Here is a 23,686-nt window from a genome sequence, read left to right as displayed (position 1 = left end):
ATGAAAACTATTTCGGTACCGTTGACCGTGGAGGCAATGAATAGACTAGACTTCGATGAATGCCTCCCCGGGGATCTAGAAGAAATCGATCTTTCTGAGGACGAATTCACTGCTCTATTAAAGACAAACATCATCGAAAACATAAATTCAACATTGGGAATATTTATAGACGAATACGAAGACGAAAAGATACAAGGAATCTCGAAACTGGAAGCCTCTCTTAAAATCTTCCAAGAGGCGTTTAAAAACACCAAGTGTGAAACGATAAAAAAAATAATAAAGCTTAATGAATCAGCAATACAAAAAAATACTGGATTATTTTTTTATTTCTGACCCCGTCATGAGATATCAATCATAACAAAAAAAACAAGACGACTCCAAAGAGAAATTAATTATCGAGATAATTAAATGCAGTCACTCGCCTCGCCATTACCTTACATAAACCTAGCCATCCTGGATAAGGTTTGCTGACATCACAACCGGCACCGCTACTACAATCCGGGACTGGAAAGTTCTTCCGCCGGTCCGATTAAACTTATGGGTGAGTTGAGTAACTACCAGTACGTGCCTAATCCTATGGGGCGGGTGGATCTGTTGGGACAAGAAAGCACGATGTGATGAGCCGCCCCCTATAATAGAAGTAGACTACCTTTTCACCTGAATAAAAGACGAATAGAAGAGCATTCTTAATCACTTATTTAACCTGCCCACAAACAAAAAGATCACGATCTGAGGGGACAGATTTATTATTCCCGAAGATGGCCTCACGAAGCACTCAAAATAAATCTGCCCCCCTTTTGTTGCCTTTACTAAACGATCCACGCTTTAGCCACGAGATGCCAAACGGTTGTGAGAATGGTGCTTACCCTAATGATTGGGTACCGAGAGGAGCTACCAAAAGTAGCACAGAAAAGGGTGCCCTAATCGAATCGAAAAACATTACTCACAACAGTGACATTGGAACGTTGTTGAAAAACTTTGATGACTGGGAAAAGCTTCAATGAAGACTACCTTTGAAACTGCATTAGATCTTCACGAAATATCTGACTTCTTTAAAGGTAAGGGACAGTATTTTGCTCGAGGCTCCGACTGGGGAGATCATCTTTTTATCAGCAACTGGCAGGAAATGTGTAGCGTTTTAAAAAAACAAAAAGCAGCACAAAACTTGCTCACAGCCATATTTGAGGATTACGCAAAATACCTAGAAGAAAATTACTCAGACGCCGAAGGGTTATTTTCGAATATAAGCGCCTACTACACACTCAAAAACAACATACCGTTTTTATCGAACAATAATTACGATCTAGTCGAGAGCCTTGACGAAAAAAGCAAAAAAAACATAGGAAAGCTCTTTCGCCTACTTAGGCAACAGTATGACTTGAAGAACAAAGACTTGCCAAAGTACAAATTCGATGAGGAAATCAAGCGATTAAAGCTTAAAGGTTGCACTCTTGATCTCGAGCAGCTTTAAAAACACATGGGTCAGGCTAAACCCAAATCGGCATAAACAGCGACCTCCATGACTACGTGGATTTATGGCGTGATATTGCCAGGCAAAAAAAATGACAAATCTCACTGGGCAATTACGGAAAAATGAACGGCATTTGTTTCTATTTTTTCTAATCTCCCTGACGATCTTACTATATTTCTACCGGGTCGAAAGCGAAAGTACTGTTCCTGATGATATCTCCACTTATGTCGAAAAACGAAGCAACTGCGATTCGTTGCGCGGAGAGATTACCGAACCTGATCCAAAAACTCCGAAAAGTCTTGATCACGTTGTCAGCGATATCAATAAATACTGTAAAGGTACGGATCTTCAGCTGAAGCAGCTGAAAGAAAAATATTACGGCGACGTAGAAATCATCAAAAAACTTTCGGAATTCGAAGAGAACGTCGAAGCAGACATGAGTTTTTAGCCACATCATCAAGAACGGTCGATAGAACACTTAAAATATTTCTCTATCTTGCTCCTTTGCGAACGTTCTAAAAACACGAATGAACGCCCGTATCGCCCGCCAATATACCCTGAGATGGATAAGCCAACACAAACGAAGCTATTACAAATCTCCCAACGTGTGCTTTAAAATGAAAAAAATATTTTACACAGCAGAGGCTTATATAAGCGCATATGCCCAAGGCTCTGACCTAATCTTAACAAGATCAAAAGATGATACCATTTACGGCGCATCCTTTGAGTTCAACACATGTACAAAAGACATCTCAAAAGCTTCAATCAAAAACGACGAAATATTTAATAAAAATGATCAAAAATTTGAAAGCGCCGAATGGACAGGACTCACTAAAAACCTTGAATTGCTACCAGCTAGTTGGTTAGATATCATGAATGCTGGTCTGTCCGACTTTGTTTTAGGATATCAAGTCGAAGGAGAGATAACTATACATAAGTTTTAGAAGCCAGAAACTTATCGATTCGGGAACAGATCACTTTTGTTCTAAATTTAGTTTGCCATTGCGCAATCTCCACTTTTTATTTTTAAACTGCCCTTCCCGAGGTTCCCTCGCTTGCACAACCTTGGTCAACTGGGGGAAGAATGCTGCCGGTCGATGCCAATGCCAGTATCGCTACGATACGTTTGGCCGGCAAATCACTCGTTAGGACGATTTGGTGGGAAATCTCAATGACCAACAGTTTTGAAACAGCCTTAAAAAGAAACGAATTTCCCGACTATTTCAGAGGAAACGGCCAATACTTCACAGGCGATCCTGACTGGGGAACTCAGTTGCACGTTATAAATTGGCAAAATCTATGCTGTTATTTAAAATCACGAGACAACTCAGCAAAAATATTGAAAGATGCATTTAGCGCATACTTAAACTCGATTGAATTAACAGAAAATGACGCCAACGACCTGTTCGAAAATATTGGGTGCTATTATTACCTGAAAAACAAACATCCATTTCTATCAGCAGACGGATTTGACCTTGTGCGAAGTGCTGTTGATCATGAGAAACAGAAAATCTCCCTTGTCATGACCTTTCTCAAAAAAACAGTCGAAACCAAAAATAACTTCCAAAACCTGGAGCTATATAATCGACGAATGAGCAAACTGATTAATGATGGCGGCCCTACCAACATAGACAGTCTCTGATTTTTTGTGCCTCTAGATCCACCAGATCTTAAGCACCACATAATCCCCCTCCCCCCGGCCACTAACCCAACCCCATGAATAAACACCAGATCGCCCTCACCAACGGCTGGACCGCCACCTTCGAAAACATCGGTGAATTCCGTATGGGAGCCGAAGGCTGGAGCTTGCTTCTGCAAGGCTCGGACGACAGGAGTATCCGATACTTCGCGGACCAGATCGTTTTGGTCAACGATGACGACGGCACGCAGGCAAACTCGTGTATGCAACTGTCCGACGATGGTGTTTACGGTTACCTGAGCACCACGATGGATAGCGGTTGGGTGATCGATTTTGCGCAGTGCATGATCGCGCCGCATCGAGTGAGCATCCGACACCACCATGACGCCTACGATGAGAGCGTGGCGGTTTACGAGCAGCCGGCCTTCAAACGTGCACGGCAATACATCAGCGTGATTGGAAGGCACATTTATCTGACCTTCCCGCTGACCAAAGATGAGGATTTTCCCAAGATCTGGGAAGAGTATCTGTCGCTACGCAAGCGCCAGCTGGATGAGCTCTACTTCAGAAACTGACCGGCCCCGGCAGCCTCCCCCACCCCCTGAACCCCAAATTAAGCTTCAACTAAGCTTCCCTCGCTAGCATCCCGGCTCGACAGACACCTGTTGCCGACCAACCGTGGATGAGCTTTCGAATGAGCCAGTTTGATTTACCAGCCGTTACACAGCCGAATTTCAGTCTTGTATTGGTAAATTACAAAACCCCGGACATCACCCGGATGTGCCTGGAACTGTTGCGCGAGCATGTGCAGGCGCAGCGCATCCCGGTTTGGGTGGTGGACAATGATTCGGCGGATGCCAGCCTGGATTATTTGCGCTCGCTGGACTGGATCAATCTGATCGAACGTCCCTCTCCCGGTAAAGAAGCCGGGCATATTGCCCATGGCAAGGCGCTGGATCTGGCGTTGGCGAAAGTTGATACCGATTATCTGTTTTTGCTGCACACCGACACCTTTGTCTACGACAAGGAAGTCTTCGCGATGATGCTGGGCGAGTGCACCAGGACTGCGGATATTGCCGCTGTCGGCTGTGTCGAGCAGATTAATCGGGGGATGTTGAGAGATACCTGGCGATTAACTTCGCGCTTTTGCAAACACTATGTTCGCCGGGCGAAAATCTCGTTGGGTTTGCGCAGCAAAGAGCCGAAACCTTATCTGGAAACGCATCTGAAAAGTTTCTGCACGTTGTGGAATGCGAAGTTGATGAAGTCGCACGAACTGCACTTTTGCATGGATGACCGGGTACCCGGTTATACCCTGCAGGATCGCATGAGCGCGTTGGGCTACGGCATCAAGCTGTTGGCGCCGCGCAAAATTTTCCGCTATCTGGATCACATCCAGGCAGGCACCGTTGCAGCGGCCGGCACCTACGGCAAAAACCATCGCCGCACCCGAATGTACGAAGCGACGCTCAAACGTTTTCAGAATCAGGCATCGGCTTGAATTGCGCATACAAAAAAGGGCGACTTTTTCAAGTCGCCCTTTTTTTCTGAAATTGTATACATCCACTCAGAAGAGGTGTTCGCCCAGTGTAATGGCCTGGCAATCCATGCACCGGTAAAGAGCCCTGACACTGGGCGAACGCGAAGGATTTTAATAGAAGTTGGCGGATATGTCGTCACTCATTAAGTAAATTTAATGTACGAGAAAGTTAACAGATATTTATCGACGAAACCCTTTCATCAAACTTTCAGTATTCGGCACAACTGATTTCAGATGATTGTTCTCATACAATAACCTGTACAAGAACAATCATCCTGTAGAGTTAATGCTCAACTTTCATGCTGGCTGGTCACTTTTAATATATCGGTGTAAGTGACGATAACGCTCTGCCCTTCTTTCAGATCTTTGAGCTTCGCTTGGATTTCCGGCTTCTTCACGTCGAGGACTTTTGACTGGCCCGCCGGGTTTTCCAGGGTCACCTGATGGTTCTTCAAATCAATTTTGGTGATTTTCAGTTGTACCTGAACCTGCCGATAGGCCTCGCCACCGGGGTTTTCGCTGCCCGGCGCCTTGCGCAGCTCGCCGCTACGCTCGACGGTGCCAGGCAGACCTTTATCCACATCGGTGTCGAGATAAGCCGCGACGGAGCGCTGAACCTCGATTTTTACCAGATCACCGACCTGCAGGTTGGCAAGGTTTTTCGCCTTGTCGCTGAGTTGAATATGCACCTGACGACCTTCAGCCCCCTCCAGCACCACTTGATGGTTGGCGGCATCGACAGCGAGGACTTTGGTGGTGACCTTGTCAGCCTCGATGCTGGCCGACAGCGGAATATCCGCAGCCCACGCGCCGAAGCTGGTGGCCGACAGTACGGTGGCGAGGGTGATGGCTTTGGCCAGAACGTGAAGTTTCATAAGCGATACCTTCCCTGTAATCAATGAGAGCAACCGGCGCCAACCTGTGTTGGCACCGGATGTGTCACTGAGCATAGACGCTGTTCAGGGCTTGGCTTTGGTTTGCGGCGCGGCAGTCTCTTGGGCAGTGGATTCGCCACTGGCGGTGCCTTTGCCGCTGTCCTTGCGCTGTTTCGGGTCGCTCGGGCGCAGGGCGTCGTTGTCGCGTTCGGTTTCTCCCGGTGGCCGGGGTTCGTCAGGGTGTTCGCTGGTGGATACGGATGTCATGGCGGGCTCCTCAGGCTTCGGGGTCGTCCAGTTCACGGGCGACGTTGATGGCGGGCGAATCCTTGTGCAGGTCGTCGGCCTTGGCACGAAGGATCTGCCACTGCTCCAGATCGATCGCACCTTGGCCGAGCAGGTCGTCGGCAATGCGCTGCAGATCGAAGTAGTGAGCGTCGGGGGATTGCTGCCAGTAGGTCTGGTCGTCGAACAGGCGTTGCCAGGTGGTCAGGTCTGGGGGTTGCAGGTCGTCGCTCATGGCCAATCCTCCGCGAGTAATACGGTGTAGAGGCCACGCAAGAAGCCGGAGTTCCACCCAATCCCCTGTAGGAGCTGCCGAAGGCTGCGATCTTTTGATCTTGATCTTCAAAAAAACAAGATCAAAAGATCGCAGCCTTCGGCAGCTCCTACAGGGGTAATTCTCAATACCCGGTCATTTCCAGATATCCGCGCCCGCCCTGGCTGCCGCTGATACGCACTGGGCCTTCCCAATAGGGAATGCGCAGGTTCATCCAGGCATTGGGGTTCAAGGCCGACAGGCTGATGCCCAGCTGTTTGTCGGGAATGCTGATGGTCCAGCGCACCGGCATTTCGCGCCCGGCGACTTTCGCGCTGTCCTGTGGGATCAGTTTGATCTGCTCGCTGCGCAGGGTTTGCGTCTGACCGTCGGCGGCGATCCAGGTGCCGGTGAGGTAAGGCGCGCCGTCCTTCTGGCGCATGCGGTAAAGCATGACGTGTTCGCCGCTGTCGAGGTGCAGGGAGAACCAGTCCCAGCCGGTCTGGTTGGCGGTCAGCGGCTGGCTGCTCCATTCGCGATCGAGCCAGGCCGGGCCGCTGACCGTGTAAGTCTGGCCATCGATCTGCAGGGTGCCGCTGGCCTGAAAAAACGGCTGGCTGTAGTAGTACGAGGCCTGGCCCTGCTCGGATTTCTGGCTGAAACCCTGCTCGCCCTGCAACACCAGCGGCCGGCTGGAGCTGAGGTGCAGTTGATAGGCAAACGATGGATCGCGAGCACTGAGTTGCATGTCGCTCAACGGCTCGGACGCCTGACTGGCGAAGCGCCAATCATCGATCCACGCCTCGAACGGCACCGCCGTCACCCCGGCCTGCCCCACGCCGCCCCGGGCATACCGTTCGGCGGCATGGTGCGTGGTGGCCGAAGTGACTGCCGCATGCCCGAGCCAGATTGTCTGATTGCTCCAGCCCGCTTGCTCTGCCGCAGGCTTCAGCGCACTGCGAAACAGCGTCCACTGCACGCCGAAATCATTGCCCTGCGCATCCTTGAGATTGGCGGTGACGTACCACCACTCGATACGAAATCCATCATGGGCGCCATGATCCGCCGGAAAACTGAACACCCGCCCCGGCACCACGGGCGTGAATTGCGCCGCCTGATCGCCGAGCCCGGCGAAGCCTTTCTGTTCAGGCGTCGATTGCTCACAGCCAATCAGCAGCAACGCCAGACACACCGCCGCAAACCGGTTAATCCTCATGGGCAAAGGTCCTCAGCAGATCCGCCGGTTGCGTGCGGTACAGCGAATACAGCGGCCACGCGGAGGCGAGCAAGGTCGCCATCAGCGCCAGCCCCATCAGTTGCAGCAATTGCAGCGGAAAGATCCGCAACGGCAAACGCCAGCCGAACGCCTGCACATTGATCACCGCATCCAGACACCACGCCAGCGCGATCCCCAGCGGCAATGCCAGCACTAGCGTCAGCACCGCCAGCAGCCAGGTCTGGCCGAGGTTGAGCAGCATCAACTGGCGGCGCGTCACGCCCAAGGCCCACAGTGGAGCCAGTTGTCCGAGGCGGCTCTGGCTCTGGGTCAGCAGACTGATAAACAGCGCCACACCCGCCACCGCCAGGGTCAGGCTGTTCAACGCGGCGGTGGCGGCGAACGTACGTTCGAACACTTGCACCGACCAACCCTTGAGCCGCGCCTGATCGACGATACGACTGTCATCGATCTGGAAACGGGTTTGCAGCGCCGACACAAATTGCGGGATGTCCGATGGGGCGATGCGCAGGTTGAATCGGTTCGGCGTCAATGACGGCCACAGGCGCAGCAGATGGTTGCTGTTGACCAGCACGTGCCCTCTGGGATTGCCATAATCGGCGTAGATCCCGACGATACGCGGTGACCACGTCCCGCCCGGGGTCGGCAAATTCAGATGATCACCCGCGCGCACCTTCAGCCGTCGCGCCAGTTGTTCGCTGAGCATCACCGCATCATCGTTGGCCAGCCGCGCCCACGGATCCCCGGCCATCGCTTCGAGCAACGGCCAGTGCTGGCGGTAATATGGATGATCAATCGTGCCGAACACGTCTGCCGGCCAGCCTTGCAGGGTCACCGCCACCTGCCAGTTGGGCAGCACTGCGCTGACCTGCGGTTGCTGCTTGAGCCAACTGTAAAGCTCCCGCGATTGCGCCGGATTGACCGGGTTGACGTAGAGTTCGGCGCTCAGGCGTTGTTCGAGCCAGTCGTTGAAGGTCTGGCGAAAACCGGCGGTCATGCTGCCGGCGCCGATGTTCGCCGCCAGCGCCAATAGCAGCGCCATCAGCGCCAGACTCAACGCCGGCAATTGCTGGCGACAATCGGCGAGAAACCACTGGCCGAGCACCGAGCGACTACGCCCGAGCAGTTGATTGAGCACCGCGCTGAGCACCACCGGCAACGCCAGCGCGGCGCCGAGCAACAGCCCGGCCATCAACGCAAATCCGCTGCCGAGGCTGTCGCCCCAAACCAATGCCAGCAGCGCCAGCGCCGCCAACAGCGCCGCCAGCCAGCCCTGGCGCAGCAACCAGCGCGCATGCTGCTGATGCCAGGCCTGCGGATCCGCCACCGCCAGCAATGGTAAACGCGCCGCGCGCAACAAACTGTTGGCGCCGGCGAGTAACGCGCCGAACAGGCTCAAACCGATGCCGCTGAACCACCACCACGGACTCAGGCGCAACTGCCCCGCCACTTCCGCGCCGTACAGTCCGCGCAGGCTGGCGGCGACATCCGGCAGCAACACACTGGCCAGCCAGTAGCCGCTGACAACCCCGAACACCCCGCCGACCAGCGCCAGCACACCCAGTTCGACGATCAGGCTGGCGATCAACATCCGCGCACTCACCCCACAGGCACGCAGGGTGCGCAACAACCCACGGCGCTGCTCCAGCGCCAGGCCAATGGCCGCGTGAACGATGAACAGCCCGACCACAAACGAGAGAAAGCCCAATGCATCGAGATTCAGATGGAAGCTCTCGGTCAGACGCGCCAGATTGTTTTCCTCGGCGCTGCTTTTCAGCTGCAGTTGCCCTTTGAAGGCGGCCGGCAGCTCGGCGTGAAAATCCTTCGGCAATAACAGCCGCGACAGTTGCCCGGGTTGTTCGAGCAGGGTTTGCGCGACACCGATGTCCACCAGCAACACGCCGGGCGCCATGTCCTTTTGCGCGCGCAATGGCGGCAAGGTCTGACCCTTGAGCGTCTGCGGCGTGGCGCCTTCGCGGAGGTTCAGTGCCTGCAAGGTCTCCGGGGAAATCCACGTGCTGCCCGGCGGCGAGAAGAATTCGACGATGCGCTCGATCGGCAGCGCCTGCCCGGCCACGGCGGAATCCGCTGGCAGCGACACCGGTTCGATGCCGATCAATTGCAGACGCTGGTTGTCGTGATCCTTGAGCAGCAGCCGCCCCTGCAACACTGGCGAAACCGGCCAGCCGTCGCGGCGCAGATCGACAAACCACTGCTGGGTGAATAACGCACCGCTGGGCGTGGCGAGACTGGCCTGCGGTTCGCCGCCAATCATCTGGCTGGCCCGAGCATAACTGTCGCGGGCCTGACTGTTCAGCGCCTCGACCCCGGTGAGCAGACTGGTCGCCAGCCACAATCCGGTCAGCACACTGAAAAACTGTACCGGATGCCGCCGCCAATGGCTGAGCAGTGCGCGCAGGGTTTGCCAGAAGACGTTCACGTCAGACGGCCGTTGGACAACACCACCCGCTGCGCCAGTCGGGCAGCAACCCGCGGGCTGTGCGTGACCATCAGCAGCGTGGTCGGCGTGTCGTCGAGCAGTTCCAGCAACAGACGCAGCACTTCGTCGCTAGTGGCTTCGTCGAGGCTGCCGGTGGGTTCGTCGGCCAACAACAGTTTCGGCCGTGACGCCAGGGCCCGGGCCAGCGCGACCCGTTGCTGCTGACCACCAGAAAGTTGTTCGGGATAGCGCTTGAGCAACTCGCCCAGCCCCAGACGCTGCACCAGATGCGCCTGCCAGCGCGGGTCATGGCGTCCGGCCAGACGTGCTTGAAACGCCAGATTGTCCTCGATTCGCAGGCTGCCGATCAGGTTGAACTGCTGGAACACCAGCCCGATCTCGGTGCGGCGCCAGTCGGCCAGTTGCGCTTCGTTCATGCTTTCCAGGCGATGCTCGCCGCTGCGGATGCTGCCGCGATCAACCTTGTCGAGGCCGGCGATCAAGTGCAGCAGCGTGCTTTTGCCACTGCCGGATTCGCCCATCAGCGCCAGACTGCTGCCGGGTTCCAGGCTCAGGTCGACGCCTTGCAGCACCGGTAACGGGCCTTGCGGGGTGAGGTAACTTTTGCAAACGCCTTGAACCTGAAGCATGCCGCCATCCGCCGGGTCAGTGTCGGGCAAGGATAGCGGAAAGTGGTTGGGGTGGATCAGAGGTGTTCACACTGGCGCCATCGCTGGCAAGCCAGCTCCCACAGGGATTGAAGTTGGTCACACATATCGAGTTCACACCAGGACACTGTGGGAGCTGGCTTGCCAGCGATGGCGTCAGTGCCTCCAACAAAAATCTCACTGACCAGTCGCCACACTGGTCCCCACCTCACCCGGCGTCACAATGGTGTTCAGATCAATATGCTTCCACTCAGGCTTGGCCCCCAACCGCGCATTGAAGCGGTAGTTGAAGGTGAAGTCATCCGCGGTCGGCACCGTCAGCGGCTTGCCATACACCGCCTCGATCCCCGCCATGTCATAGCCCATCAACTGCAGCAGGGTCGGGAAGATGTTGTAATGGCTGGAGCGATCCTTGTTCAGCGGTAACGATTGCGCCCAGTCCGGCCCTTGCAACTGATCGCCCTGAATCACCACCAGCGGCACCAGGCCCTCTTCCTCCACCGGGTCACCGCCGCAATGCGTGTTGAGTCCGGGGTTGCCACGTTCATGCAGATCCTGGCCGTGGTCGGAGGTGTAGATCAGCAGCGCGTTGTTCAGCCGGGCCTGGGCGAATACCCGGGCAAAAAACTCTCCGACGTTCCACAGCACAGTGTTTTTGTAGGCGTTGCGGTACAACACCCAATCGTCCGGCTGGCCGTTGAAGCCGTCGCGCTTGCCGGTGTCGGCGACCTCGGTGAACTGGCCACGGGGTAGCGTCGGGCGGTAGGCCATGAAGGCGTCAGGGTATTTGTCGTGCACCGGAAAATGCGCGCCGACCTTGTTGATCACCACCAACTGCGGCTGATCGTCATTGAGCAGTTCGATCAGCTTGGCGGCGGCGGCCATGTCGCGGTCGCGCACGCTGGTCTGGTCAAACTGGATGAATTGGTCGATGTCCTTTTTTTCGGTGTCGGTCATCAGGTTCTGCAGGTTGCCGGCGGTGCGCTGGGCATCGATGTATACCGTACGCAACCCGGCCTTTTTTGCGTACTGCCAGATCGACGGCAGGGTGCTGTTGATCCGCATGTAATCGCTGCGGGTACCACCGTAGCGCAGGGTGACGTTGGTGTCGGCGCTGCAGTTGGCGATGGAGGCGGCGTAGCCATAATTGAAGATGTCGACGCCCGGATGCGCCTGCTTGAGGTTGCTGTGCACGCCGAACGGCGCGTTGATGTCCAGGTAATTGCCGGAAATGCTTTCGTCGATGATCAGCACGATATCGTGATTCACCGCCGCCGCGTTGCGCACCAACGTCACCGGCTCGCGCGGGCCGACCGTGTTGTGCAGCGCCTCATAGGCGAACAGGTTCAAGTAGGCCAGCGGTGTGTACATGATCGGCAAACCGCGCGCGCCCTCGCCCGCGCGCAGGAACAACACCGCACTCAACAGCAACACGCCGCACACCGGCGCCGCCACGCGCAACGCGTTGGGCACTGCCAGTGAGTGACGCGGCTTGAGCCCGATACCCAACAGCAACAACAGCCCGCTGAGCGCGCCATGAATGATCGCGTCGCGGTACTGGTAGGCGGCTTCCTGGATAAAGCCGCCGGAGTACACCAGCGAGACAAAACTGCTGTAGCTCAGGTAATCCGCGGTGACCCGGGTATAGACATCAAAAAACACCGCTGAAACAAACAACGTTATTGCGAATAAATGTCGGATCAGCGCCTGACGTATATATGCCGTTAGATATAACGCTAAAGTTAGCGCCAAAAACATCGCGCCAAAAAGAAGTACAGGAAAACCGAGGCCGATAGCATTTAACCGATCAATGTAATAGTCGGCAAACAGCAGCAGATAGGCAATTAAAAGCAGTTCTTTGGCGTATCTGGACATGGCGATACCGGTCGTGCTCTGCGGCAGAGAGTCAAAGGATTGTCGGTCAGAACCTGACACTAGCACCCGGCTACCAAAGCGCAAGAATTGACTGTTTTCACCGCCAAGCGTCAAAAATCCGGTGACTCAAATCTGACACACCTGAAACGCTACAAGCCTTTAAATTAAAGACTTACAACCGTCCATCGCTTATTTTGAATCTGAACAAATCTGCAAAAATTCAACAAATCCAATCGCAGCAATGACTTGATGGCCAATCGCCAAAAAGCGCTCAAGTGTTATACAGGTGCAACATGTCATTTTGCTGACACGCTTTCCAAACCCTGCGCTATACCCCTTTTACAGTGTTCTTCAGAACTTCTTCTTTTCGCTCTATCGGGGGTGCGCAGATGGACGTGAGCGTATTTGGCACAGGCTATGTCGGATTAATACAAGCTGCCGCACTTGCCGATGTCGGGCACCGGGTTTTATGTGTCGACGTTGATACGAACAAGATTAAACAACTGCAACAAGCCGTACCGCCTATTAGCGAACCGGGGTTATCCGCCGCGCTGGAAGAAAACATCAAGGCCGGCCGTTTGTTGTTCAGTACCCAAGCCAGTGATGCGGTGGAGCATGCCGAGCTGATTTTCATCGCCGTGGGCACCCCGGCCGATGAGGATGGCTCTGCCGACCTGAGCCACGTACTCAATGTGGCCCGGCAGATCGCCGCGCACATGGAGGCCGATCGCACTCTGATCATCAAGTCCACGGTGCCGGTCGGCACGGCGGATCAGGTCGCTGGTACAGCCAATGAAGAGCTGCTGCGTCGCGGCAAAAGCGCGCTCAAGGTGCGCGTGGTATCCAACCCGGAATTCCTCAAGGAAGGCAGCGCCCTCGCCGACTGCATGCGCCCGGACCGGATCATCGTCGGCACCCGTGACGACGCGGCCCGCGAGCAGATGAGCGAGCTGTACGCGCCGTTCTGCCGCAACCACGAAAAACTGATGTTCATGGACAACCGCAGCGCCGAGCTGACCAAGTACGCGGCCAACGCCATGCTCGCCACGCGCATCAGCTTCATGAACGAGCTGGCCAACCTCACCGAACTGCTCGGCGCCGACATCGAAGCCGTGCGCAAGGGCATCGGTTCCGATCCACGCATCGGTTACCACTTCATCTATCCGGGCTGCGGCTTCGGTGGCTCGTGCTTCCCCAAGGACCTGCGCGCCCTGCTGCACACCGCCGAACACAACGGCATGCCACTGAAACTGCTGCGCAGCGTCACCGACGTCAATGACAGCCAGCGGCACATCCTCTTCAGCAAACTCAAGGCGCAGTTTCCGCAAGGACTGGCCGGCAAGTCGATTGCGATCTGGGGCCTGGCGTTCAAACCCAATACCGACGACATGCGCGAAGCCCCCAGCCGCTATTTGATGGACGCGCTGTGGGCCGAAGGCGCCAGCGTGCAGGCCTACGATCCGGAAGCCATGTCCGAATGCCGGCGTCTGTACGGTTATCGCAACGATCTGCACCTGTGCGCCACCCGCGACGACACCCTGGAAGACGCCGATGCGCTGGTGATCTGCACTGAGTGGAAAAACTTTCGCGTGGTCGATTTCGAGCTGTTGGCGAGCAAGCTGCGCTCCAAGGTCATCGTCGACGGACGCAACCTCTACAACCCGGAATACGTGGCCGCAGCCGGTCTGCACTACAGCGGCATCGGCCTGCGCCACGTCGCTGCGGAAGGATTGCGCCCATGAAAATTCTGGTCACCGGCGCAGCCGGCTTCATTGGCGCCCATTGCGTTTTGCGGCTGATGCGCGACGGGCATGCGGTGGTCGGCCTGGATAATTTCAACGGCTATTACGATCCGCAACTCAAGCATGATCGCGTGCAATGGGTGCGCGATCAGGTCGGGGATTTCCGGCTGGCGCGGATTGATCTGGCCGATGCCGCGGCAATCGAAGCGCTGTTTGTCCGCGAGCAACCGCAAGTGGTGATCCACCTCGCGGCTCAGGCCGGGGTGCGCTATTCGCTGGAAAATCCCAAGGCCTATCTGGACAGTAACCTCTGCGGTTTCCTGAACATTCTTGAAGGCTGCCGGCATCATCCGGTCGAGCACCTGATCTACGCCTCGTCGAGTTCGGTGTATGGCGCCAACCAGCACACCCCGTATTCGGTGCACGACGGCGTCAACCACCCGCTGTCGCTATACGCTGCAACGAAAAAAGCCAACGAGCTGATGGCGCACAGTTACAGCCACCTGTTCGGCATTCCCAGCACCGGCCTGCGCTTTTTCACCGTGTACGGTCCGTGGGGGCGGCCCGACATGTCGCCGATCCAGTTCGCCCGGGCGATCACCGAAGGCACGCCGCTGAAACTGTTCAATTACGGCGAGCACCAGCGCGACTTCACCTACATCGACGACATCGTCGAAAGCATCGCGCGCCTCACCGACCATCCGCCGCACAACCATCCGGAGTGGGACCGCGAGCACCCCGACGCGGGCAGCAGCATGGCGCCGTGGTGCCTGTTCAACATCGGCGGCCACCACCCGGTGGAGCTGAAAACCTATCTGGCGCTGATGGAAAAACACCTCGGCCAGAAAGCCATTGTCGAGCTGCTGCCCCTGCAACCGGGGGACGTGCTCAACACCTGCGCCGAGACCGATGATCTGGCCCAGGCCACCGGGTTCCAGCCCCGGATCGAGCTGGATGAAGGACTGGGGCGGTTCATCGCCTGGTTTCGCGACTACTACCCCACGGCCTGTCACCCACGCGCCGCTCGCGGCTGAACCTCAGCGGAGGACCCCATGACTGGACATGAGCAAGGTGTACCGATCAATCAGATGCGCCGCGACAAGCGCATCGACCCCGAGCACCGGATGCGTCTCGATGCCGCCATCCACATGCAGGGCCGTGGCTGGTTGACCGGCCGCGACGGCGGTCGGCCGTGGACGCTGTCGCGCACCAACCGCGTGCTGGCCTGCGTCGGCGCCGTGCTCATCCTGCTGGTGTTTTCGCCGCTGCTGCTGGGGCTGGCGCTGGCCATCAAGCTCACCAGCCCGGGGCCGGTAATGTTCGTGCAAAAACGCACCGGTTATCGCGGGCGCACCTTCGGCATGTACAAGTTCCGCACCATGGTGTGCAACGCCGAAGAGCTCAAGGAATCGCTGCGCCACCTCAACAAGCACGGGGCCGACGCGATTGATTTCAAGATCGACAAGGACCCGCGCATCACCGGGATCGGCGGGTTTTTGCGGCGCACCAGCCTCGACGAACTGCCCAACCTGTTCAACGTGGTCAAAGGTGACATGCGCCTGGTCGGGCCGCGTCCGACCTCGTTCAACGCTTACCGCTACAAGGACAGACACCTTGCCCGCCTGAGCATCTACCCCGGCATGACCGGCCTGTGGCAGATCTCCGGGCGCAGCAACATCGACTTCGACCAGCGCGTTGAGTTGGACCTCAGCTACATCGCCGAGCAAAGCCTTTTGCTTGATCTGAAGATCTTGTTGAAAACCCCCTTCAAAGTATTCAGCGGCCACGGAGCAAGCTAATGGACGGTTCAACCAACAAAAGCCTGAGCATTGCCAACCCCAGCGAATCGAACCTGATCTCGACCGTGCTGGACCTGGATCTGCGGATCCTGTTTCTGACCGCCGCCAACCCCGGCGCCGGCACCACCACCAGCGCGCTGGCGCTGGCCAGCCAACTGGCGCAGATGAGCAGCGGCCAGGTGCTGCTGGTCGATGCCAGCCAGTCGGCGAACAACCTCACGCAGCAATTGAACCTGAGCAAGGAGCGCGGCTTGCGCGACCTGCTGTTCAACCCGGACACCCCGCCGCTGTTGCAGGACTGCGTGGTGCAGGTGTCGAGCCTGCCCTTCCACGTGCTGCCCAACGGCCGGCCTATCCGCACCCTCGAACACCTGACCGCCGAACGCCTGAGCCCGCTGCTCGATCGGTTGGGCACCCAGTACCGCTTCGTGGTGATCGACGGTGACGCGGTGTACTCCGCCGCCGACACCCTGGTGCTCGGCACTCAGGTCGATGGCGTGGTGTTCGTGGTGCGCGCCGAAGACACCCGCTGGGAAGTCGCCCAGGCCGCCGTGCAACGCCTGACCCAGGCCGGAGCGAAAGTGGTCGGCAGCGTGTTCAACCGGCGCAAGTACTACATGCCCAAGTGGCTTTACAAAAACCTGTAAGCGAACGCGAAGGATGACGCCATGAACGCCAAGATACTTGTTCTGCTGATGCTGCCGCTTGCAGGCTGCTCCAGCACCTCCGAAACCCAGCACATGCCGGTGAATATCCTCACCGCCACGCCGGCCAACGCCCAAGCCACCGACATGCCCAAGGTCGAACAGACCCTGCGCCCGCAAGACGTGCTGGATGTGATCTTCCACATCAGCACCAGCGGTTCGGACGCCTACCGCGTGCAGTCCGGTGACCAGATCGGCCTGAACTTCACCGCCGCCAGCCAGCTCAACGGCAACCAGTTGGTGCTGCCCGACGGCACCATCAACCTGCCGGGGGCCAACACTTCGGTGAAAATCGCCGGACTGACCAGCGATGAAGCGCGCGATGAAATCCAGCGCGCCTATCAGCGCAAGCAGCTGTTCCAGCCCAACCGCAATCAGTTGACGGTGCAGATCATCAGCCCGCTGACCAACGAGCAGAACCTCAAAAGCGCGCTGAATCACCCGGCCACCGGCATGAGCCGCGAGATCACCGTGGGCACTGACGGCTACGCCAGTTTCCCGGAAATCGGCGCGGTGCCGCTGCAGGGCATGACGGTCAATCAGCTGGAAACCTTCCTCAACCAGAAGTACGCGCAATTGCCGGGCCGGATGAGCGTCGATGTGTTGCTCAAGTCCACCGCCGGCAACGAGATCTATGTGCTGGGCGAAGTCGGCCAGCCGGGTTCCTACCCGATCCGCCGGCCGGTGTCGGTGCTTGAAGCGCTGACCCTGGCCCGCGGCACCAACGTCAAGGCGCGGCTGGACTCGGTGGTGATCATGCGCCGCAACGGCAATCAGGTGCAGGCCGTGCACTACGACGTGGAAAAAGCCCTGTCGGGCGACGCGTCGCAGATCGCTTACCTGCAACCGGACGACATGCTGTTCGTGCCGAAAACCAAACTGGCCAGCGCCGGCGAACTCGCCCGGCAACTGGCCGATGTGGTGCTGTTCCAGGGCGTGGGCTTCAGCTTCGGCTATCGCGTCGACAACAAAGACAGCAACAACAACTGACTCTCAGGTGACCGATCATGAATCCAAAGGAAAACTACCTGCATGAGTTCTTCAGGATCTTCTTCGCCAACAAGCAGTTGGTGAAACGGGTCTTCCTGATCTTTGCAGTCATCGCGTTGCTGCTGCCGCTGGTGCTCAAACAGAGCTTCGATATCACCGCCCAGGTGATCGTGCAGTCGAAAAAACTCTCCCAGGGTGACGCCACCACGTCACTCACGGTCGATAACGCCACCTTCATTCCGCCGTCGCTGGCGGACATGGAAACCGAAAGCAATATCCTCCGCTCGCCGGCGCTGATCCGTCAGACCATCAGTGAGCTGCGCGACAAGGGCGAGTACGACCCGCCGGTGGGCATCTTCGCCAAACTGGTGAGCGACCCGTTCCGGCGCTACGTGTCGTCGCCGCTGCGCGAGCATGTGATCAATCCGCTGCGCAACATGCTCGGGCTGCAGACCGATCCGGTGCGCGACACCGTGCTCGACGGCCTCACCCAACAGGCCAGCGACAGCCTGAAGATCGAAACCCTGCCCGGCTCCAACGTGATCTCGATCATCTACAGCTTCCCCGATCCGCATCAGGGCACGACGTTTGTCGCCACCTTGCTGCAGAACTATCTGGTGAGCCGGCAGGCACTGCAATCGATCGACCTGCCGCAATCCTTCTACGAAACCAAGAAGCATCTGTATCAGGTGCGTCTCGACGGTCTGGAAGGCAATCGCCAGGCGCTGCTGGAAAGTGTCGCCTCGTCCGATCCGAAGGAAGAAATCACCTTCCGCCTGAACGCGATCAACACCGAAGAACAAGCGCTGAACCTGTACCAGGACCGGCTGTTGCAGAGCCAGCGCTGGCTCGAATACCTGAAGACTGCGCTGACTGCCGCCAGCAGCAACAAGCTCAATGACTACACCTTCCCTTTCACCTTCACCACCACCGTCGACAACGTGGCATTTGAGGATCGGGAAATCAAACAGCTGGGCGAGCAACTGACCACTCAGGTCAGCCGCTACATGAATGATCTCGCGGTGTTCCAGCCCGGCAGCGAGCCGATGCTGCTGACCCGTGAGCAGATCGCCCGCACCCGTCAGCAGTTCCTCAAAGTGGTGAGCAACCGCATTCAGGAACGCACCAACGACCTGGCCGTGGTGCAGCAGGTGATCGAGCAGAAAACCGCGCGCATCGCCGAGTTCAAGAACCGCATCCACACCTTGCAGCAGACCCAGAGCAAGCTGCGGCAGATGGACACCGAAATCGATGCGCTGCACACGGCGTTCTCGACCTACGCGCAGCGCTTTGCCGAAAGCAGCACCGCCGGTTCGCTCAACGATGACCTGTCGAACGCCAAGGTCCTCAGCCCGCCGTTCGAACCCACCGAGCCAGCCTTTCCGAAACCGCTGCTGATCATCCCGTTCGGCCTGCTCACCGGTCTGTTGCTGGCGATTGCTCTGGTCTACGTGCGTGAGTTCTTCGATCATCGCTTCAAACATCCGGCGCAAATCAGCCACGAGCTGGGCCTGCCAGTGTTGCTGGTGATCAACGACGAGAACGTGCAGCCAGGCAATCCGCACAAGAGCTGGACCGTGCCGAGCTTCGTGCACTGGGTGCGCAATTGAACACGCTGTCCACCCCGAACGCCGCGCTGCCGATCATTCATTTGCTCAGCAGCGGCGGCTTCTATGGCGCCGAGCGCATGTTGCTCGATCACTGCCTGGCGACACCGGGGCAGCACCAGGTGCTGTTTCTCGATGCGCCGCCCGCATTGATCGCGCGCTTTCGCGAGGCCGGGGTGGACTGCCGTGGCTGTGCCGGGCTTGGCGAGTTGTTGCGCCACCTGCGCGCCCGGCGCAGCGAGCAGCCGCTGATCAACACCCACAACTTCAAGGGGTTGTTGTTCGGCTGGCTCGGGGCGACGCTGTGGCGCTTGCCGCTGGTCATTACCCAACACGGCTTCACCCCGCGCAGCCGCAAGCAGAAATTCTACACCTGGCTGAGTCTGCAACTGTGCCGCACCGCTTCGGTAGACCGCGTGGTGTGCGTGGCCGAAAGCATTGCCGTGCTGCATCGTCAGGCCAGCGTGCAGGCGGAAAAACTCCAGGTGATCCCCAACGGCTTGCCCGCCGCCGAGGCGCTGGTGTGCGGCACTGATCGTCAGCGTTGGCTGGCCGGTTACGTCGGACGCCTGAGCAGCGAGAAAGGCCCGGACCTGTTTCTCGATGCACTGATTCCGCTGTGTCACCAGCATCCGCAACTGGATGCGGTGATGCTCGGCGACGGCCCGGAACGCGACCAACTGCAGGCGCGGATCGACGCCGCCGGTTTGACGCAACGGATTCGCCTGCCCGGTTACCAGACCGCCATGCAACCCTGGTGGCAGCGCCTGCATGTGCTGGTGATCAGCTCGCGCACCGAAGGCACGCCGATGATTCTGCTTGAAGCGATGCAGGCCGGAGTGCCGGTGGTGGCGTTCGCCGTCGGCGGTATTCCCGATGTGCTCGAGCACCGGCACAACGGCTTGCTGGCGCCCCCCGCCGACAGCGCCGCCCTCGCCCGTCAGTTGGACAACCTGCTGAGCGAACCGAAGCTGGCCCGGCAGTTGTGCGACAACGCAAAGCGTACGCAACAGGATCGCTACGACCTCAAGGCCCTGGCCGAACGCTGGTCGCAGCTGTACATCCGCACGGCACGGGAGGCACGCGCATGATTTTCCCGCTCTCGATCGTCACCCTGCTCGGACTGGTCTGTATCGGTCTGCTCGCCAGCCCTTATCCGTTTCTGGCACCCGGCGCCGTCATTGGTCTGGTGGGTTTCTCGGTGTTGTACCGCAAGCCGACCTGGGGCCTGCTGGGGATTGCCGCGCTGGTGCCGTTCGAGGGCTTCTTCAAGGACAGTTCGCTGTCCGGGAGCAAGCTGCTCGGCGCGTCACTGGCGGTGATCCTGATGCTGCAACTGGCGCTGCACCAGATTCCCTCCGAGCGGCTGCGCAGCAATATCTGGCGCTTTCTGCTGTGGTTCCTCGTGCTGTATTTCCTCAGCCTGCTCAATACCGATGACCTGGGCATGTCGCTGGGGCATCTGCGTGAACTGAGCGTCGGCCTGATCCTGTTTGTCATCACCCTGCTGATCGGTCGCGAATTGAACCTCGATCTGTTCGCCCGCCTGGTGACCCTGAGCGTCAGCGCCACCTGCGCCATGGCGATGTTCTCGAGCAAGTTCCAGGATCAGGGCCGCGCCGCCGGTCTGCTCGAAGACCCCAACGCCTTTGCCTTGCTGATCGCCTTTGCCATTCCGCTGGGGCTGCTGCTGGTGATTCGCGGCCCGAACCTGTTGCACCGTCTGTTCTGGGGCGCCTGCTGCCTGTTACTGCTCGGCGGCATGACCAAAACCGAATCGCGCTCCGGGCTGGTGGTGGTGGCCTTGAGTCTGTTGATCGGCTGCTGGCACTACCGCGCGCAACTGACGCGGATCCGTCCACGGCATCTGGGTTTCGCCATGCTTGGCGCGGCGATCGTGATTCCGCTGGCGATCTACGCGATGCCCGCCGGCTACATCGCACGCATTCAATCGCTGAGCGTATTGAGCGCCGGGGCCAAGGGCCACGACGACGAATCCCTCGGCCGCCGCGCCTCGTACATCGTGGTCGGCGGGCAGATGATCCGCGAGAACCCGCTGCTCGGCTCCGGCCCTGGCACCTTCCCGCTGCACTACGCCACCACCGGTTATGCCAAGGCGTTTTCCGCCAACCGCAAGGTCGGCGACCTGTACCGCCGGGCGCACAACACTTACCTGGAAATCTTCAGTGAACTGGGGATTCCCGCCGGCCTGCTGTTCGTCGGCATGCTCGGCCTGGGCCTGTACAACCTGATCCGCGCCCGCGCCGCGTGGATGCGGCGACGCGACTGGCAGCAGGCGGACCTGATGACCCATCTAAGTGTGAGCTTCCTGTCGCTGACGCTGTTCCTGATGTTCCTCAGCGCGCCGAACCAGAAATACGTGTGGATCATGCTCGCGCTGACCAGCGTGCTGCGCCTCAAAGCCGAACAGGCGCCACTGAACGAGGCCCGCGCATGAGCCGGATCAGCATCATCATCCCGATGTACAACGAGGCGCGGCACATCGGCCGCACGCTGCTGGCCGCGCAGAAAGCCGCGCATGCAGCGAATGTCGAGTGCGAGTTGATTGTGGTCGACAACGGTTCCAGCGACGACGGTCCGCAGATCGCCCGGCAGTTCGGCGCGCAGGTGCTGGTGCTGCCGGGGCTGCTGATCGGCGCTCTGCGCAATCGCGGCGTGCTGCTGGCGAGCGGCGAGTGGATCGCCTTCATCGACGCCGACATCGAAATGCCCGAAGACTGGCTCAAGCCGTTGTTCGAGCTGCAAGCCGAAGGTCAGGCCGACGTCTTTGGCCTCGAGTTGCACACACCGGCGACGGCACCGTGGTACGCCACCGCCTGGCAACGGCGCACGCTGCGCCGCTCCAGTCAGGCGACGCACAGGGTGGACTGGCTGCCCAGCTCGAACCTGCTGATGCGCCGGCGCTGGTTCGACAAGGTCGGCGGCTTCAACGAACACCTGCGCACCGGCGAAGACAAGGAATTCACCCTGCGCCTGCACGAACACGGCGCGCGGCTGCTGTCGGTGAACGGCAGTGTGGCCCTGCACTGGGGCTACGAGATGAACTGGCGCGAGTGGATGGGCAAGGAAATGTGGCGTCAGGGCAGTCATCTGCAACTGCTGCGCACCCACGGCATCAGCCTGCGCCTGCTGCGCTTTCCGCTGCTGTCGCTGGCGGTGTGGCTGCTGGATTTCCTCGCGATCTCCGCGCTGCTCGACGGTTTTCCGCATCACGCGGCGCTCATGGTGCTGGTGACGCTGCTACCCGGTCTGGTCCTGAGCATTCGTCAGAGTGCACGCCATCGCGACCTCGGCCTGACCCTGCAACTGTGGGCCCTGCACTGGCTGCGCCTGCATCTGGCCGGGGCGGCGCTGATTCTCAATCTGTGTCATTGGAACGCCAGGAGGCCTGCCCGTGGCTGAATTCATTTTCTGGTTGTGCCTGCTGCTGCCGGTGTACGCGTACCTTGGTTATCCACTGCTGCTGAGCGTACTGGCGCCGCTGTTCCCGGCCTGGCGCCACAGCCCGGCGCCGCCGCTCAATGTCAGCATCGTGATCGCCGCGCACAATGAAGCGCGACACATCGAGCACAAGTTGCGCACGCTGCTGGCGCAGGATTATCAGCCGGCGACGTTGCAGATCATCCTCGCCAGCGACGGCTCCACCGACGACACCGTGGCCTGCGCGCACAAGGTGATTGATTCGCGGATCAGCGTGCTCGACCTGCCGCGTCAGGGCAAAGCGGCGACGCTGAATGCCGGCGTGGCTTTGGCGACCGGCGATATCCTGGTGTTCACCGACGCCGACAACCAATGGTCGCGGGAAACCCTCGGCTACCTGCTGGCGCCACTCAACGATCCGAATGTCGGCGCCTGTGCCGGGCACATGGTGATCCCGGTGACCGGTGGTGGCTTGAGCGTCGGCGACAGTCTGTACCGGCATTACGAAGGCTGGCTGCGCCGGGTCGAGAACCGCACCGGCTGCATGGTCTCGGCCGACGGCGCGCTGCTCGCCCTGCGCCGCGAGCTGTTCCAGAACGTGCCGGCGGAGGTCAACGACGACTTCTTTCTCAGTACCTGCGCGCCGGTGGCGTTCAAGCGCATCGTGTATGTGCCCGAGGCGCAAGTGATCGACCACGGCGTCGACGAAGCGGACAAACAGTTCCGCCGCCGTCAGCGCGTGACCGTCGGCGGCCTGCAAAGTCTGGCGCAGCGCAGCGAGCTGCTTAACCCGCTGAAACATGGCCTGTATTCGCTGGCGCTGATCAGCCACAAGCTGATCCGCCGCCTGGCGCCGATTCTCCTGCTGCCGTTGCTGTTGAGCAGCTTCTGGCTGTGGGACGACCACGGTTTCTATCGACTGGCATTGATCGCGCAGCTGTGTGGCTACGCCGTGGCGATTGCCGGGTTGCTCGACTCACAACACCGCTTACCCAAACCGTTTCGCCTGGCCGCGTTCCTGCTGGTGACGCTGGCCGGCATGAGCATCGGCCTGTGGCAGTTCCTGCGCGGCCAGCGCTATGCCCAGTGGAATCCGGAACAGAACCGTTGAAAGGAGCGA

Annotated in this window: 24 protein-coding genes; 17 read left to right on the top strand and 7 right to left on the bottom strand. The window is 58.5% G+C overall.

Annotated elements, in window-relative coordinates:
* The 7 genes from ACXR0M_RS15145 (at position 1) to ACXR0M_RS15115 (ending at position 4,611) form a co-directional block, all read left to right on the top strand.
* Positions 1-333: a hypothetical protein gene (locus tag ACXR0M_RS15145; RefSeq protein ID WP_458832611.1), complete on the top strand. Its 333-nt coding sequence runs from the start codon at positions 1-3 to the stop codon at positions 331-333.
* A gap of 667 nt (positions 334-1,000) precedes the next feature.
* The gene (locus tag ACXR0M_RS15140; RefSeq protein WP_458832610.1) at positions 1,001-1,471 is read left to right on the top strand and encodes a hypothetical protein; all 471 of its coding nucleotides are present in this window, start codon (positions 1,001-1,003) and stop codon (positions 1,469-1,471) included.
* 91 nt (positions 1,472-1,562) lie between these two features.
* Entirely contained in the window at positions 1,563-1,919 is a 357-nt protein-coding gene (locus ACXR0M_RS15135; protein ID WP_458832609.1) for a hypothetical protein, read from the top strand.
* A gap of 79 nt (positions 1,920-1,998) precedes the next feature.
* On the top strand, positions 1,999-2,415 hold the full coding sequence (locus ACXR0M_RS15130) for a hypothetical protein (protein ID WP_458832608.1): 417 nt from the start codon (positions 1,999-2,001) through the stop codon (positions 2,413-2,415).
* A gap of 140 nt (positions 2,416-2,555) precedes the next feature.
* Positions 2,556-3,113: a hypothetical protein gene (locus ACXR0M_RS15125; protein ID WP_458832607.1), complete on the top strand. Its 558-nt coding sequence runs from the start codon at positions 2,556-2,558 to the stop codon at positions 3,111-3,113.
* A 74-nt stretch (positions 3,114-3,187) separates the two neighbouring features.
* Positions 3,188-3,685: a hypothetical protein gene (locus ACXR0M_RS15120; RefSeq protein ID WP_458832606.1), complete on the top strand. Its 498-nt coding sequence runs from the start codon at positions 3,188-3,190 to the stop codon at positions 3,683-3,685.
* Between the two features lie 119 nt (positions 3,686-3,804).
* A complete protein-coding gene (locus tag ACXR0M_RS15115; protein ID WP_458832605.1) occupies positions 3,805-4,611 on the top strand; it encodes a glycosyltransferase family 2 protein in 807 nt (268 codons plus the stop codon).
* Positions 4,612-4,940: 329 nt separating this feature from the next.
* On the opposite strand, the gene ACXR0M_RS15110 is transcribed toward ACXR0M_RS15115, so the two are convergent.
* From ACXR0M_RS15110 to ACXR0M_RS15080, 7 genes are all read right to left on the bottom strand, one after another.
* Complete coding sequence (locus ACXR0M_RS15110; RefSeq protein ID WP_458832604.1) at positions 4,941-5,525, bottom strand: hypothetical protein; 585 nt, start codon at positions 5,523-5,525, stop codon at positions 4,941-4,943.
* A gap of 84 nt (positions 5,526-5,609) precedes the next feature.
* Entirely contained in the window at positions 5,610-5,792 is a 183-nt protein-coding gene (locus ACXR0M_RS15105; protein WP_458832603.1) for a hypothetical protein, read from the bottom strand.
* A gap of 10 nt (positions 5,793-5,802) precedes the next feature.
* Positions 5,803-6,045, bottom strand: a complete 243-nt coding sequence (locus tag ACXR0M_RS15100; RefSeq protein WP_458832602.1) for a hypothetical protein — start codon at positions 6,043-6,045, stop codon at positions 5,803-5,805.
* A 163-nt stretch (positions 6,046-6,208) separates the two neighbouring features.
* The gene (locus tag ACXR0M_RS15095) at positions 6,209-7,279 is read right to left on the bottom strand and encodes a lipocalin-like domain-containing protein (RefSeq protein ID WP_458832601.1); all 1,071 of its coding nucleotides are present in this window, start codon (positions 7,277-7,279) and stop codon (positions 6,209-6,211) included.
* On the bottom strand, positions 7,269-9,740 hold the full coding sequence (locus tag ACXR0M_RS15090) for an ABC transporter permease (protein ID WP_458832600.1): 2,472 nt from the start codon (positions 9,738-9,740) through the stop codon (positions 7,269-7,271). Before ACXR0M_RS15090 ends, ACXR0M_RS15095 begins: the two co-directional genes overlap by 11 nt.
* Positions 9,737-10,390, bottom strand: coding sequence for an ABC transporter ATP-binding protein (locus ACXR0M_RS15085; RefSeq protein WP_458832599.1), 654 nt, complete (start codon positions 10,388-10,390; stop codon positions 9,737-9,739). Before ACXR0M_RS15085 ends, ACXR0M_RS15090 begins: the two co-directional genes overlap by 4 nt.
* Before the next feature lie 195 nt (positions 10,391-10,585).
* Entirely contained in the window at positions 10,586-12,283 is a 1,698-nt protein-coding gene (locus tag ACXR0M_RS15080; RefSeq protein ID WP_458832598.1) for a sulfatase-like hydrolase/transferase, read from the bottom strand.
* A gap of 389 nt (positions 12,284-12,672) precedes the next feature.
* On the opposite strand from ACXR0M_RS15080, the gene ACXR0M_RS15075 reads away from it, so the two are divergent.
* Genes ACXR0M_RS15075 through ACXR0M_RS15030 form a run of 10 tightly spaced genes read left to right on the top strand, consistent with a single transcriptional unit; the run spans position 12,673 to position 23,677 of the window.
* Positions 12,673-14,025 carry a UDP-glucose dehydrogenase family protein gene (locus ACXR0M_RS15075; protein ID WP_458832597.1) on the top strand — a complete coding sequence of 451 codons (1,353 nt, stop codon included), beginning with the start codon at positions 12,673-12,675 and terminating at the stop codon, positions 14,023-14,025.
* Positions 14,022-15,059: an NAD-dependent epimerase gene (locus tag ACXR0M_RS15070; protein WP_458832596.1), complete on the top strand. Its 1,038-nt coding sequence runs from the start codon at positions 14,022-14,024 to the stop codon at positions 15,057-15,059. The genes ACXR0M_RS15075 and ACXR0M_RS15070 overlap by 4 nt, the downstream gene beginning before the upstream one ends.
* A gap of 18 nt (positions 15,060-15,077) precedes the next feature.
* The gene (locus ACXR0M_RS15065) at positions 15,078-15,824 is read left to right on the top strand and encodes a sugar transferase (protein ID WP_458832595.1); all 747 of its coding nucleotides are present in this window, start codon (positions 15,078-15,080) and stop codon (positions 15,822-15,824) included.
* A complete protein-coding gene (locus ACXR0M_RS15060; protein ID WP_458832594.1) occupies positions 15,824-16,471 on the top strand; it encodes a CpsD/CapB family tyrosine-protein kinase in 648 nt (215 codons plus the stop codon). Before ACXR0M_RS15065 ends, ACXR0M_RS15060 begins: the two co-directional genes overlap by 1 nt.
* A gap of 21 nt (positions 16,472-16,492) precedes the next feature.
* Positions 16,493-17,518, top strand: a complete 1,026-nt coding sequence (locus ACXR0M_RS15055; protein ID WP_458832593.1) for a polysaccharide biosynthesis/export family protein — start codon at positions 16,493-16,495, stop codon at positions 17,516-17,518.
* Between the two features lie 17 nt (positions 17,519-17,535).
* The gene (locus ACXR0M_RS15050) at positions 17,536-19,128 is read left to right on the top strand and encodes a GumC family protein (RefSeq protein WP_458832592.1); all 1,593 of its coding nucleotides are present in this window, start codon (positions 17,536-17,538) and stop codon (positions 19,126-19,128) included.
* Entirely contained in the window at positions 19,125-20,216 is a 1,092-nt protein-coding gene (locus ACXR0M_RS15045; protein ID WP_458832591.1) for a glycosyltransferase family 4 protein, read from the top strand. The genes ACXR0M_RS15050 and ACXR0M_RS15045 overlap by 4 nt, the downstream gene beginning before the upstream one ends.
* Positions 20,213-21,583, top strand: a complete 1,371-nt coding sequence (locus ACXR0M_RS15040; protein ID WP_458832590.1) for an O-antigen ligase family protein — start codon at positions 20,213-20,215, stop codon at positions 21,581-21,583. Before ACXR0M_RS15045 ends, ACXR0M_RS15040 begins: the two co-directional genes overlap by 4 nt.
* Positions 21,580-22,548 (top strand): glycosyltransferase family 2 protein, encoded by a 969-nt coding sequence (locus ACXR0M_RS15035; RefSeq protein ID WP_458832589.1) that lies wholly within the window; start codon positions 21,580-21,582, stop codon positions 22,546-22,548. Before ACXR0M_RS15040 ends, ACXR0M_RS15035 begins: the two co-directional genes overlap by 4 nt.
* Positions 22,541-23,677 (top strand): glycosyltransferase, encoded by a 1,137-nt coding sequence (locus tag ACXR0M_RS15030; protein ID WP_458832588.1) that lies wholly within the window; start codon positions 22,541-22,543, stop codon positions 23,675-23,677. The genes ACXR0M_RS15035 and ACXR0M_RS15030 overlap by 8 nt, the downstream gene beginning before the upstream one ends.
* Positions 23,678-23,686: the final 9 nt, after the last annotated feature.

It is taken from the genome of Pseudomonas sp. Eth.TT006, from assembly GCF_054456575.1.
Note: the sequence above shows the minus strand (reverse complement) of the source record. Positions and strands in the feature narration are given on the sequence as shown.

Excerpts from the sequence above, each read along its gene's own strand:
- ACXR0M_RS15105 (WP_458832603.1), bottom strand. The coding sequence starts at position 5,792 with ATGACATCCGTATCCACCAGCGAACACCCTGACGAACCCCGGCCACCG.
- ACXR0M_RS15100 (WP_458832602.1), bottom strand. The coding sequence starts at position 6,045 with ATGAGCGACGACCTGCAACCCCCAGACCTGACCACCTGGCAACGCCTG.
- ACXR0M_RS15125 (WP_458832607.1), top strand. The coding sequence starts at position 2,556 with ATGCTGCCGGTCGATGCCAATGCCAGTATCGCTACGATACGTTTGGCC.
- ACXR0M_RS15135 (WP_458832609.1), top strand. The coding sequence starts at position 1,563 with ATGACAAATCTCACTGGGCAATTACGGAAAAATGAACGGCATTTGTTT.
- ACXR0M_RS15115 (WP_458832605.1), top strand. The coding sequence starts at position 3,805 with ATGAGCCAGTTTGATTTACCAGCCGTTACACAGCCGAATTTCAGTCTT.
- ACXR0M_RS15110 (WP_458832604.1), bottom strand. The coding sequence starts at position 5,525 with ATGAAACTTCACGTTCTGGCCAAAGCCATCACCCTCGCCACCGTACTG.
- ACXR0M_RS15075 (WP_458832597.1), top strand. The coding sequence starts at position 12,673 with ATGGACGTGAGCGTATTTGGCACAGGCTATGTCGGATTAATACAAGCT.
- ACXR0M_RS15050 (WP_458832592.1), top strand. The coding sequence starts at position 17,536 with ATGAATCCAAAGGAAAACTACCTGCATGAGTTCTTCAGGATCTTCTTC.
- ACXR0M_RS15140 (WP_458832610.1), top strand. The coding sequence starts at position 1,001 with ATGAAGACTACCTTTGAAACTGCATTAGATCTTCACGAAATATCTGAC.
- ACXR0M_RS15130 (WP_458832608.1), top strand. The coding sequence starts at position 1,999 with ATGAACGCCCGTATCGCCCGCCAATATACCCTGAGATGGATAAGCCAA.
- ACXR0M_RS15080 (WP_458832598.1), bottom strand. The coding sequence starts at position 12,283 with ATGTCCAGATACGCCAAAGAACTGCTTTTAATTGCCTATCTGCTGCTG.
- ACXR0M_RS15065 (WP_458832595.1), top strand. The coding sequence starts at position 15,078 with ATGACTGGACATGAGCAAGGTGTACCGATCAATCAGATGCGCCGCGAC.
- ACXR0M_RS15095 (WP_458832601.1), bottom strand. The coding sequence starts at position 7,279 with ATGAGGATTAACCGGTTTGCGGCGGTGTGTCTGGCGTTGCTGCTGATT.
- ACXR0M_RS15060 (WP_458832594.1), top strand. The coding sequence starts at position 15,824 with ATGGACGGTTCAACCAACAAAAGCCTGAGCATTGCCAACCCCAGCGAA.
- ACXR0M_RS15120 (WP_458832606.1), top strand. The coding sequence starts at position 3,188 with ATGAATAAACACCAGATCGCCCTCACCAACGGCTGGACCGCCACCTTC.
- ACXR0M_RS15085 (WP_458832599.1), bottom strand. The coding sequence starts at position 10,390 with ATGCTTCAGGTTCAAGGCGTTTGCAAAAGTTACCTCACCCCGCAAGGC.
- ACXR0M_RS15035 (WP_458832589.1), top strand. The coding sequence starts at position 21,580 with ATGAGCCGGATCAGCATCATCATCCCGATGTACAACGAGGCGCGGCAC.
- ACXR0M_RS15055 (WP_458832593.1), top strand. The coding sequence starts at position 16,493 with ATGAACGCCAAGATACTTGTTCTGCTGATGCTGCCGCTTGCAGGCTGC.
- ACXR0M_RS15040 (WP_458832590.1), top strand. The coding sequence starts at position 20,213 with ATGATTTTCCCGCTCTCGATCGTCACCCTGCTCGGACTGGTCTGTATC.
- ACXR0M_RS15070 (WP_458832596.1), top strand. The coding sequence starts at position 14,022 with ATGAAAATTCTGGTCACCGGCGCAGCCGGCTTCATTGGCGCCCATTGC.
- ACXR0M_RS15145 (WP_458832611.1), top strand. The coding sequence starts at position 1 with ATGAAAACTATTTCGGTACCGTTGACCGTGGAGGCAATGAATAGACTA.